This is a genomic window from Micromonospora sp. NPDC049799, assembly GCF_040656655.1.
In the GTDB taxonomy this organism is placed as follows: domain Bacteria; phylum Actinomycetota; class Actinomycetes; order Mycobacteriales; family Micromonosporaceae; genus Micromonospora.
Genome location: NZ_JBFAMU010000145.1, coordinates 1 through 10,807 on the forward strand (window position 1 = coordinate 1; position 10,807 = coordinate 10,807).

A 10,807-nucleotide genomic window follows, 5' to 3' on the forward strand; every position below is an offset into this window, starting at 1 on the left:
GGTCGCGATTGTGCGCCAGGGCGTGCAGGTGCCGGCCCGCGCCGCCGCCGAGCAGCGACACCAGGGTCGCCTCGCCGAGCCGTGCGACCTGGCCGACCGTACGCACGCCCCGCTCGCGCAGTTTCGCGGCGCTCACCGGACCGACACCCCACAGCCGCTCGACCGGCAGCGGGTGCAGGAACGCCAACTCCTCGGCCGGTTCGACGACGAGCAGGCCGTCCGGTTTGGCCACGCCGCTGGCCACCTTCGCGAGGAACTTCGTGCGGGCCACCCCGACGGTGATCGGCAGGCCGACGCTCTCGCGGACCTCCCGCCGGAGGCGGGCCGCCACGTCGGCCGGTGGGCCGACCAGTCGACGCAGACCGCCGACGTCGAGGAACGCCTCGTCGACGGAGAGCCCCTCGACCAGCGGCGTGGTGTGCCGGAAGACCTCGAACACCGCGCGGCTGGCCGCCGTGTACGCCGACATCCGTGGCGGCACCACCACCGCGTCCGGACACAGCCGCCGGGCCAGGTGCCCGCTCATCGCGCTGCGTACGCCCCGCGCCTTCGCCTCGTAGCTGCAGGCCAGCACCACGCCGCCGCCCACGATCACCGGCCGGCCGCGCAGGCGCGGGTCGTCCCGCTGCTCGACCGACGCGTAGAACGCGTCCAGGTCGGCGTGCAGGATGGAGGCGGTGGACGACACGAACACATGTTCGCATGGTTGGGGTTCGCACCGCACTGACCTGCCCGAACGACGGTCACCAGCTCAACGGTCGGTCCGTTCCAGGAGCGTCTTGAGCGCCGTCAGGTCCTTGCGGTTGGCCCGACGCATCGCGGCGGACAGCACCGGCGCGGCGACCGAGGCGAACCCACTCGGCTCACCCCGGTTGCGCAGCGTCATCCGGGTCCGTCCGCCGCCGTGGGGCTCCCACCGGTAGGTGGTCTCCATCGGGAAGGGCCCCTGCGCCGTCCGCATCACCAAGCGCTCGCCCGGAACCAGCTCGACGATCTCGTACGTGTAGGCGAGCCGACGGCCGAGGAAGTGCGCCACGAAGGCGACCCGGGAACCCGGCCGCGCCGGCGGGGGCGTCAACCACTCGACCGACTCGATGTTGACGTACCAGGACGGCGCGTTCGTCGGATCGCCCGCGTACGCGGCCACCTCGACGGGCGGACGGTCGATGACAACCTCGGACACCACATCCACCACCACCGACCCTCCCCGCCCCTCGGATCCCCAACAATCCTCCCACCCCCACCCCCCACCCCCGACCCCCCTGACCGGAGTTGATCAAGAGGTTCGCGTCAGGTTGGGGCCGGATCCTGACGCAAACTCCTTGATCAACGGGGGATGGGGCCCGGTGTGGGTCAGCCCACCGCGGTGGGGGAGGGTGGGGCACTGTCGCCCTGGGGGGCCTCCGGGGTCATCAGGCGGACGATCTCGGCGCGGTCGGTGGCCGACGGCAGGCCCCACTCGGGGTGGTAGCCGTACACCTCGCGCAGCGGCGTGGAGGAGGTGCGGCCGTCGAGGACCTCGATCGCGTCCGTGTCGATCAGGCCGGGGTGTTCCACGCCGCACGCCTCGGCGACCTTGACCAGGTCCCGCCGCAGCGTCTTCACGTAGTTGGCGGCGCGCACCGACTTCAGCGTCGGGTCCAGGCCCCGAGCCAGCCAGGGGTTCTGGGTGGCGACGCCGGTGGGGCAGGTGTCGGTGTGACACTTCTGGGCCTGGATGCAGCCGATCGCCAGCATCGCCTCCCGGCCGACGTTGACGATGTCGCAGCCCAGCGCGAACGCCACCACCGCGTTGTCCGGCAGACCCAGCTTGCCGGCGCCGACGAAGACCACCTGCTCGTGGAGGTCCCGCTCGGCGAAGACCCGGTAGACCCGGGCGAAGCCCTGCTGGAACGGCAGCGACACCGAGTCGGTGAAGATCAGCGGCGCGGCGCCGGTGCCGCCCTCGCCGCCGTCGACGGTCACGAAGTCCACACCCCGGCCCGTGTCCCGCATCAGCGTGGCCAGCTCCTCCCAGAAGCCGAGGTCGCCGACGGCGGACTTGATGCCGACCGGCAGGCCGGTCTCGTCGGCGAGCAGCTCCACCCAGTCGAGCAGGCTGTCGCAGTCGGAGAACTCCGCGTGCCGCGACGGGCTGACGCAGTCCTCGCCCTCCGGGATGCCCCGGGTGGCGGCGATCTCCGCCGACACCTTCGCCCCCGGCAGCAGACCACCCAGGCTGGGCTTCGCGCCCTGGCTGAGCTTGACCTCCAGCGCGCGTACCGGAGCGCCGGCCACCAGGTCCCTGAGCCGGCTCAGGTCGAAGCGCCCGTGGGAGTCCCGGCAGCCGAAGTACGCCGTACCGAGTTGGAAGACGAGATCACCGCCCTGGCGGTGGTACGGCGACAGCCCGCCCTCGCCGGTGTTCTGCAGGCAGCCGGCCAGCGCCGCACCCTTGTTCAGTGCGGTGATCGCATTGCCCGACAGCGAGCCGAAGCTCATCCCGGAGATGTTGACGACGGACTCCGGCCGGAACGCCTTCGCCCGGCCGCGCGCGCCGCCGAGGACCTTCGCCGCCGGCAGGCGTACGTCGTGACCCGCCGTCGGGGACGACGGCGGCACCGCCCGGCCGAAGGTCCGGTGCTTGATGATCGGATAGCCCGGGGTGTACTCGATGTCGTTGTCCGTGCCGAAGCCGAAGTAGTTGTTCTCCTGCTTCGCCGACGCGTAGATCCAGCGCCGCTGGTCACGGGTGAACGGCCGCTCCTCGTTGTTGCCCGCCACGATGTACTGCCGCAGCTCCGGCCCGATCGCCTCGAGCAGGTAGCGGGCCCGCCCGATCAGCGGGAAGTTGCGCAGCAGGGCGTGGTCGCGCTGGAGGACGTCGCGGGCGGCGAGGCCCGCGAGGGCGGCGGCGACGACGGGTACGGCTCGACCGGTCCACTTCATGCCAGGGGGGTTTCTCCGCCCGCGCGGCCGGTCAAACAGGGCGGGGGACTCACCTCGGCGCGATGATGTTGACCATCCAGGGCGTGCCGAACCGGTCCTCGCACTGCCCGAACTCGTCGCCCCACATCTGCTTCTCCAGCGGCACGCCGACCGCCCCGCCCGCGGACAACTGCTCCCACCAGCCGCGCAGCTCGTCGGCGTCGTCGCCGCTCAGGGAGATGGTGTTGGCGTTGCCGCGCCGGAGCTCCATGCCGGGGGGCAGGTCCGAGGCCATCAGCACGTGACCCGCGGCGGTCCGCAGCAGGCCGTGCATGATCTGGTCGGCGTACGACGGGTCCTCGGTGCCGAACTCGCGGAACGTGGTCAGCGAGAGGTCTCCACCGAACACCCGGTGGTAGAACTCCATCGCCTCCCGCGCGTTGCCGGCGAAGTTCAGGTACGGGTTGAGTTCTGACGCCATGAGCTCCTCCTCGAGGTCGACGGCCGGCGTCATCCTCGCACCACCCGCTGTGGTCGGAAGGGTGTACACGCCGTACGGGTGCGGCGACCCCCCGTGGGCCGCCGCACCCGTACCCGTACGTGTTCGGTCAGTCGCGGAAGGACCGGCGGATCACGCCGCCGACGAGCACGCACCACGTGTCGGTGGTGAGGGAGCCGTCCTGCGGGAGCCCGTGCAGGTCCTGCAACTCCTTGACGGCCTTCTTGGTCGTGTAGTCGTACTCGCCGGTGACCGCGACGTCGGTGTAGCCGCGGAAGTTGAGCAGGTACTGGATGGCACTCACCGGCAGGCCGGCGGCGTCCTTGGCCAGCTCCGGGGCGAGGGTCTCCCAGGTGGGCGCGGTGAGGGTGGCGTCGACGTCGACCGGGATGCCGTTGCGCGCCTGCCAGTCCTGCACGGCGGCGACGGTGGCGGCGTCGAACACACCGGTGGTCGGCACGGTGTAGCCCCGGTACAGCAGCAGGTACTGCGCGGCGCGGACGGTCGGGGCGCTGACGAACCGCCACACGTCCGGCCAGCGGCGGGCCGGCACGTCGGACAGGTTCGTGTCGAGTGCGGCGAAGACACGGCGGCGCAGGGTGGGGAACTGGCGGTAGAAGGCGGCACCCGGGCACTGGGTGGTGCGGAAGTCCCAGTGGCCGAAGATGTCGTGGGCGTGCAGCCCGTACCGCTGGCAGATCGTCACGCAGAGCTTCACCAGCGAGTCCAGCAGCGCGTCCGGGGGCGTCTCGGTGACGTACGTGCCCTCGTTCTCGATGCCGATGGACCGGGTGTTCTCGCCCGGGCAGTGCGCGGACACCATCTGCCGGTCGCCGGCGGCCAGCCGCTCCAGGCTGCCGCGCCGTCCCTCCAGGACGTACCCGCCCCGGCTGATGGTGAAGTGCTGGCCGGTGTCGGACCAGCCGTTGCCGTCGATGTGCAGGTTCTGGCAGTCGCGGGCCAGCTTGATCGCCTGCGCCTCCGAGTAGTCGGTGACGTTCGGGAACGCCATGTGGTGCACGATGATCTTGTTGGTGGGGATCGTGCTGACCGACAGCGGGTCGGCGGGCGGGCGGGCGCCCCACTCGTCGCAGCTCAGGATCCAGTCCAGATCGGTGCCGGTCTCGGCCCGTGCGGCGGACGGAAGGGCGAGTTCGGTGCCGACGACCGCGACGGTGGCGGCGCCGAGGCCGGCCCGCAGCAGGGTCCGGCGGTCCAGTTCGGAACGGTCGACGGGCATGGCATCTCCTCGGCGTCCGGCGATGGGGGTGGGAGCCGCGTGAAAATCAGCTCCATGAGCCGTGCGTGCTGTGGAGGATATTGCCAACGAGGCGGCGGGCGCTAGAGGTCACCGCCGATCAGATCCCTACAGGACCTGGGAGAGGAACCGCCGCAGGCGAGGGTGTTCGGCCGCCTCGAAGATCGCGGCCGGCTCGCCGGCCTCCAGCACCACGCCCCGGTCCATGAAGGCGACGGTGTCGGCCACCTCGCGGGCGAAGCCCATCTCGTGGGTGACCACGATCATCGTCATGCCCTGGGCGGACAGGTCCGCCATCAGCGCGAGCACGCCCTTGACCAGCTCCGGGTCCAGCGCCGAGGTCGCCTCGTCGAAGAGCATCACCTGCGGCTGCAACGCCAGCGCGCGGGCGATCGCCACCCGCTGCTGCTGACCGCCGGACAGCTGCGCCGGCCGCGCGTCCGCCTTCGCCGCCAGCCCGACCAGCTCCAGCTGCGTACGGGCGACCGCCACCGCCTCGTCCTCGCCGAGCCGTCGGATGCGCCGCAGGGCGAGGGTGACGTTGCGCAGCACGCTCATGTGCGGGAAGAGGTTGAACTGCTGGAACACCATGCCGACCCGCTGCCGCAGGGCGTCCGGGTCGTCGCGCAGGACGCTGCGCCCGTCCAGCAGCACGTCGCCGCGGTCCGGCTCGATCAGGCGGTTGACCGTACGCAGCAGAGTGGACTTGCCGGAGCCGGACGGCCCGATCACGCAGGCGGTCGCACCCCGGGGCACGTCCAGGTCCACGCCGCGCAGCACCCGGTTGGGCCCGAAGGCCAGGTGCACGTCCCGGACGCCGACGCTCACCGAGGTGGTGGTGTCGATGCTCATCGCGGGTTCCCTCCCCGGGCTCCCGGCAGCGCCAGGTCACCCTCGTCGTCGTCGGCCACCGCGGTGGCCGGCCGGCCGTGCCGCAACCGCCGGTCGATCCAGTTCACCGCGTGCGTCAGCGGCACGGTCAGCGCCAGGTAGAACAGCCCGGCCAGCAGCAGCGCGGACTGGTTGCCGGTGTTCGCCGCGTAGTCCTGTCCGATCCGGAACAGCTCCCGCTGGCTGGCCAGCAGGCCCAGGAAGTAGACCAGGCTGGAGTCCTTGATCAGCGCGATGAGCTGGTTCACCCAGGCCGGCAGGACCCGTCGGACGCCCTGCGGGATGATGACCACCCGCATCGCCTCACCCCACGAGAAACCCAGCGCGCGGGCCCCCTCCAGCTGCGCGGCCTCCACCGACTGGATGCCGGAGCGGAAGATCTCCCCGATGTACGCGGCCGCGATCAGCGACAGCGCGAGGATGCCCAGCGGGTAGGGGTTGGGACCCCACACCTCCATGCCCAACGGTGCCAGGCCGACGCCGATCAGCAGGATCGTCGCCGCCGCCGGAAGCCCTCGGAAGACGTCCGTGTAGACGCGGGCCGGCCAGCGCAGCCACCGCGTCCGCGAGATGCCCGCGACGGCCAGCAGCATGCCCAGCACCGAGCCGAGCAGGGCGGCGGAGACCGCCAGGATCAGCGTGTTGGGCAGCCCGACGGTGAGCATCTCGGGTAGTGCCTCGCGCATGGAGTCCCCGTCGAAGAACGTCTCCCACAGGGTGCTCAACGGATCCATCAGTGTCTCCCGCCGTCCCACTCGTGCCGTTGCCTGTTGTTAGGAAGGGGCCCCTGCACCTTGTGAGGCGTTAAGAAGGGGCCCTTCCTTTCACGCGGCCGGGACGGCCACGGTGCCGCTGCCAGGGGTGAAGTCGGCCGGGATCGGCCGGCCCGGGTAGTACTGCGCCTGGAGCTTCGTCCACGTGCCGTCCGCGATCACCTCGTCGAGGGCCTTGTCCAGCGCCTCGCGCAGCGCGTCGTTGTCCTTGGCGAACGCGTACGCGGTCGGGGCCGGGCTGAGCTCCTTCGCCGCCACCTTGATCCTGCCGTTGCTGTCCGCGGCCGACTTCTCGCCGATCTCCGCGGGCGCGATCCAGGCGTCGGCGGTGCCGGCCTTGAGCTGGTTGATCGCGCCGTTGTAGTCGGGTACCCGGACCGGGTTCAGGTTCCGGCCCGTGGCGTAGTCGTCCTGGACGGTGCCCTGCACGACCACCACCCGCTTGCCGGCCAACTGGTCGAAGCTCGTGATCGTCGAGTCGGCCGGCACGTCCAGGCCGAAGTAGCCGAAGTCGTAGCCGTTGCCGAAGTCGACGGTCTTCTTCCGCGCCTCGGTGATGGTGATCGAGGAGCTGCCGACGTCGAACTTGCCGTTGGCGACCTGGGAGAGCAGCGCCGAGAAGTCGGTGCCGACGAACTCCACCGTGAGGCCGATCTTCGCGGCGGCGGCGACGAGGAGGTCGTTGTCGTAGCCGGTGAACTTTCCGTCCCGGAGGAACACGTTCGGCGGCGCGTCGGTGAGCGTGCCGGCCCGCAGCACACCGGGCTGCAGCAGGTCGTACGGGTTGTCGGCGGCGGACGAGGCGTCCTCGCCGCCGCAGGCGGTCAGGGTGGCCGCGCCGACGACGGCGGCGACGCCCAGGGCGGCGGCACGGGTGAGGGCAGGAAGGAATCGCACAGGTGTCTCCGAGGGGTTGCGCAGGCGGCGGGCACGGGCGTGCGTCGCCGGCGGTGCGCCGCGAGGCGTACCGCTGGGTGTGGGGCAGGTGGAGTGGTGAAGCGGCGCGGTCAGCTACACGCGGCGCTGCAGACCCGCATCATGTCGACGTGGCGGCGCCGGGTCAGGGCCGGCGGCGGGACGCAACTGCGAGCGGACATGGTTCTCCTCAGTGGGCCGTGTCGGCCTGGGAACCAGGCCACGCTTGCACCGGAACTGCTCCGGTGCCTGGTCTTCACCCGGGGCACCCCTACGTGGACGAGGGTTGCCGGCCAGCGAGCCGGGGCTTGACGCTGGCGCTCATGACCTGGTGACGACACTAGCAACGGCCTCGGGTGGATCGTCCAGCCGATATGACCACGCTCACCCGGTCCCGCCCGTCACTCCTCGATCGCGCCGCCCACGCGGCGCAGGTGGGCGCGGAACGTGTACGCGGGATCGGCGGCGCGACGGTCCAGGTAGTCGGCGAAGGCGGTCTGGTCGCGCAGCGTCTCCCCGGCCCGGATCCGGTGTGCCTGCAGCCGCTCGGTCCGCCGGATCCCCTCCGCCGTCGTCAGCACCTCACCGGCGCGGGCGGCGGGCAGGAACAGCACGCCGTCGTCGTCGGCGACGACGAGGTCGTCGGCGGTCACCAGGTGCGCCCCGAACCGGGCGCTGGTCAGCGTGGCGGGCTCCCGCTCGTCCAGGCGCGTGGGGCCCAGCGGCAGGCTGCCGTAGCTGAACACCGGGAGACCGATCTCGATCAGCTCGGGGGTGTCCCGGTGCAGACCCCACACGACCAGCCCGGCGACCCCGGCCGTGACCGCCTCCAGCGCGGTCAGGTCACCCACGCAGGCCTCGTCTGTCCGCCCGCCGTTGTCGACCACGAGGACGTCACCCGGCGCCGCGTGGGCGTACGCCTCCAGGAACACGTCCACGCTGCCGTGGTGGCGTACCGGCAGCACCCGGCCGGCGAGCCGGTGACCGGCCACGACGGCCCGCACGCCGGCCGGCGCCCCCCGCAGCGGCACCCCGAGGCGTACGCAGGCGTCGGCCACGGTGGGCGTGGACAGGTCGGCGAAGCGTTCGATCATGAGGTTCCTCCCGACGGGTGCGGGATGGTCCGGCCGGCCACCCCGCTCCACGGGAACACGGCCGGTCTCTGCCGGCCAGGTCCAGTTCCCGTCCGGCGGCCACGTCCGGCGGAGCCCGACAGGACTACTTCCCGGCACAGCGGGTAGCCGCCGCCGGGCGGCGGGGGCCGTCGATGAGGATGCGGAGGTGCCGTGGAAGCCACGATCGTCGGCGTGGTGATCGTCGTCGCGCTCCTGGCGCTGCTCGGCGCCCTCGGTGTGCGGATCGTCCAGCAGTACCAGCGCGGCGTCGTCTTCCGTTTCGGCCGCGTCGTGCTGCCCGTCCGGGAGCCCGGCCTGCGGCTGATCATCCCGGTCGTCGACCGTATGGTGCGGGTCAGCATGCAGACCACGGTGATCGCCGTGCCGGCGCAGGGCGCCATCACCCGCGACAACGTCACCCTGACCGTGGACGCGGTCGTCTACTACCGGGTCGTGGATCCCGTGAAGGCGCTGGTCAACGTGCGGGAGTACCCGGCGGCCGTCCTCCAGATCTCGCAGACCGCGCTGCGGTCGGTCATCGGCAAGGTCGACCTGGACACCCTCCTCGGGGACCGGGACAAGGTCAACGAGGACCTCAAGAACGTCATCGACGCGCCGACCGAGGGGCCCTGGGGACTGAGCATCGAGCGCGTCGAGGTCAAGGACGTCGCGCTGCCCGAGGGCATGAAACGTTCGATGTCCCGCCAGGCCGAGGCGGAGCGGGAACGCCGGGCGCGGGTCATCGCGGCCGACGGCGAGTTCCAGGCGTCCCGGCGCCTCGCCGACGCGTCACGGGCGATGGCGGCCACCCCAGGCGCGTACCAGTTGCGGCTGCTGCAGACCGTGGTGGACGTGGCGGCCGAGAAGAACAGCACCCTGGTGATGCCCTTCCCGGTCGAACTGCTGCGCTTCTTCGACCGGCTCTCGCAGTCCGGCACCGGGGCCGCCGCGGCGCCGGTGAGCGAGGGTCCGTCGGCGACGGCCGGGGAGCCGGCGGCGCAGCCCGCGTCGGTCAGCGGCGACGGCCACCGGCGGGAGCGCCCTCAGCGGTAGTACGCCACCACCGGCGCGCGCGCCTCGTCGTGCAGGTACGGGCCGTCCTGTCGGGCGGCCCGGGGCGCCGCGCCCGGCGGTTTGATCGCGTCGAGCTGCTCGGCGGAGAGCGCGAACACGACCCGGCCCAGCCCGGAGCGGGCGATCGCCCCCGCGCACATGCCGCACGGCTGGCAGCTGGTGTACATCGTGGTCACCGCCGCCTCGTCGGGCGTCAGCGACCGTGCCGCCCACCGGGCCAGCTTCAGCTCCGGGTGGGCGGTGACGTCGTCCCCGGTGACGGTCGTGTTGCGGTCCTCGGCGAGGACCGCGCCGTCCGCGTCCACCAGCAGGGACCCGAACGGTGGGTCACCCGCCGCCCGCGCCTCGCCGGCCAGCGCGATCGCCCGCCTCAGATGCCGTTCGGTGTCTGCGTCCACGGCGTCAGGCTAGTCGGGGCGCCGGGCCCGCGCCGGCCGGGTCTCAGACCGCCGCCGCCGACTCCGCCGCCGGTTCGCCCGCCTGCCCGGGTACGACCACCGCGGGCACCTTCGGCAGCGTGAACACGAACCGCGCCCCACCCGTGTACGTCTCGTCCAGGGTGAGCGTGCCGCCGTGGTACTCGACGATCTTCTTGCAGACCGCCAGCCCGATGCCGGTGCCCGGGTACGTGCCACGCGGATGCAGCCGTTGGAAGATGACGAAGATCTTCTCCGCGTACCGGGGGTCGATGCCGATGCCGTTGTCGGCCACCGCGAACGACCAGAACCCGTCGGCGTCGTCCACCGTCACGCCGATCGTCGGGACGCGGTCCGGGTGGTGGAACTTGACCGCGTTGCCGAGCAGGTTCTGCCACAGCATCGTGAGCAGGGTCGGGTCTCCGCGTACCACCGGCAGCGGATCGCAGGTGATGTCCGCCGCCGCCTCCTCGACCGCGCGGGACAGGTTCGCCTCGGCCTGCGCGAAGGTGCCGGTCAGCTCGACCTCGCGCAGCTCGGCGTAGACCCGGCCGATCCGGGAGAACGTCAGCAGGTCGTTGATCAGTTCCTGCATGCGGGCCGCGCCGTCGACTGCGAACCCGATGTACTGCCGGGCCCGGTCGTCGAGCTGGTCGTCGTACCGGCGTTGGAGCATCTGGCAGAACGACGCCACCTTGCGCAGCGGCTCCTGGAGGTCGTGCGAGGCCACGTACGCGAACTGCTCCAGGTCCTCGTTGGAGCGACGCAGCTCGGCCGCCTGCTGCTCCAGGGCGTCCCGGTCGTGGTGGCTGCGCTCCAGCGCGTCGACCACCACCTGCCGCATCGACTCCACGTCGGCGGTGAGCCGGGCGATGTCCGCCGGCCCCTCGGGGCGCAGCCGGTGCCGGAAGTCGCCGCCGGCCACCTGCCGCACCGAGGCGCCCAGGCGCTCTAGGGGC

The 10,807-nt window shown here is 72.0% G+C and carries 12 protein-coding genes and 1 riboswitch; of the genes, 1 reads left to right on the forward strand and 11 read right to left on the reverse strand.

The features are described from left to right. The 9 genes from dinB to AB0I76_RS13740 all read right to left on the reverse strand — a co-directional run. A partial coding sequence (gene dinB / locus AB0I76_RS13700; protein ID WP_357034318.1) for a DNA polymerase IV occupies positions 1-688 on the reverse strand: 688 nt, incomplete at its 3' end. A 63-nt stretch (positions 689-751) separates the two neighbouring features. Beyond that, a complete protein-coding gene (locus AB0I76_RS13705; RefSeq protein ID WP_357034320.1) occupies positions 752-1,183 on the reverse strand; it encodes an SRPBCC family protein in 432 nt (143 codons plus the stop codon). Between the two features lie 170 nt (positions 1,184-1,353). Then, a complete protein-coding gene (locus AB0I76_RS13710; protein ID WP_357034322.1) occupies positions 1,354-2,928 on the reverse strand; it encodes an FMN-binding glutamate synthase family protein in 1,575 nt (524 codons plus the stop codon). Between the two features lie 49 nt (positions 2,929-2,977). Then, on the reverse strand, positions 2,978-3,388 hold the full coding sequence (locus tag AB0I76_RS13715; protein ID WP_357034324.1) for a VOC family protein: 411 nt from the start codon (positions 3,386-3,388) through the stop codon (positions 2,978-2,980). Between the two features lie 127 nt (positions 3,389-3,515). After that, positions 3,516-4,646, reverse strand: a complete 1,131-nt coding sequence (locus AB0I76_RS13720) for an N-acetylmuramoyl-L-alanine amidase (protein WP_357034326.1) — start codon at positions 4,644-4,646, stop codon at positions 3,516-3,518. Between the two features lie 126 nt (positions 4,647-4,772). Beyond that, the gene (locus tag AB0I76_RS13725; protein ID WP_357034340.1) at positions 4,773-5,510 is read right to left on the reverse strand and encodes an amino acid ABC transporter ATP-binding protein; all 738 of its coding nucleotides are present in this window, start codon (positions 5,508-5,510) and stop codon (positions 4,773-4,775) included. 2 nt (positions 5,511-5,512) lie between these two features. After that, positions 5,513-6,289: an amino acid ABC transporter permease gene (locus AB0I76_RS13730; RefSeq protein ID WP_357034328.1), complete on the reverse strand. Its 777-nt coding sequence runs from the start codon at positions 6,287-6,289 to the stop codon at positions 5,513-5,515. A 90-nt stretch (positions 6,290-6,379) separates the two neighbouring features. After that, positions 6,380-7,225, reverse strand: coding sequence for an ABC transporter substrate-binding protein (locus AB0I76_RS13735; RefSeq protein ID WP_357034330.1), 846 nt, complete (start codon positions 7,223-7,225; stop codon positions 6,380-6,382). Between the two features lie 235 nt (positions 7,226-7,460). Beyond that, positions 7,461-7,572: riboswitch (SAM riboswitch) on the reverse strand. Between the two features lie 72 nt (positions 7,573-7,644). After that, the gene (locus tag AB0I76_RS13740) at positions 7,645-8,337 is read right to left on the reverse strand and encodes an RraA family protein (RefSeq protein WP_357034332.1); all 693 of its coding nucleotides are present in this window, start codon (positions 8,335-8,337) and stop codon (positions 7,645-7,647) included. A gap of 192 nt (positions 8,338-8,529) precedes the next feature. On the opposite strand from AB0I76_RS13740, the gene AB0I76_RS13745 reads away from it, so the two are divergent. Then, a complete protein-coding gene (locus tag AB0I76_RS13745; protein ID WP_357034334.1) occupies positions 8,530-9,411 on the forward strand; it encodes an SPFH domain-containing protein in 882 nt (293 codons plus the stop codon). Here the strand turns inward: AB0I76_RS13745 and AB0I76_RS13750 are convergent. Together AB0I76_RS13750 and AB0I76_RS13755 are read right to left on the reverse strand one after the other, a co-directional pair. Continuing rightward, positions 9,402-9,830, reverse strand: a complete 429-nt coding sequence (locus AB0I76_RS13750; RefSeq protein WP_357034336.1) for a nucleoside deaminase — start codon at positions 9,828-9,830, stop codon at positions 9,402-9,404. The two genes, AB0I76_RS13745 and AB0I76_RS13750, sit on opposite strands and share 10 nt — an antisense overlap. Before the next feature lie 43 nt (positions 9,831-9,873). Next, the coding region (locus tag AB0I76_RS13755; protein ID WP_357034338.1) for an ATP-binding protein at positions 9,874-10,807 on the reverse strand (934 nt) is incomplete at its 5' end.

What these genes read in the sequence shown, in the direction of transcription:
- AB0I76_RS13710 (WP_357034322.1), bottom strand. Translation starts at nt 2,928, where the DNA reads ATGAAGTGGACCGGTCGAGCCGTACCCGTCGTCGCCGCCGCCCTCGCG.
- AB0I76_RS13730 (WP_357034328.1), bottom strand. Translation starts at nt 6,289, where the DNA reads ATGGATCCGTTGAGCACCCTGTGGGAGACGTTCTTCGACGGGGACTCC.
- AB0I76_RS13740 (WP_357034332.1), bottom strand. Translation starts at nt 8,337, where the DNA reads ATGATCGAACGCTTCGCCGACCTGTCCACGCCCACCGTGGCCGACGCC.
- AB0I76_RS13720 (WP_357034326.1), bottom strand. Translation starts at nt 4,646, where the DNA reads ATGCCCGTCGACCGTTCCGAACTGGACCGCCGGACCCTGCTGCGGGCC.
- AB0I76_RS13715 (WP_357034324.1), bottom strand. Translation starts at nt 3,388, where the DNA reads ATGGCGTCAGAACTCAACCCGTACCTGAACTTCGCCGGCAACGCGCGG.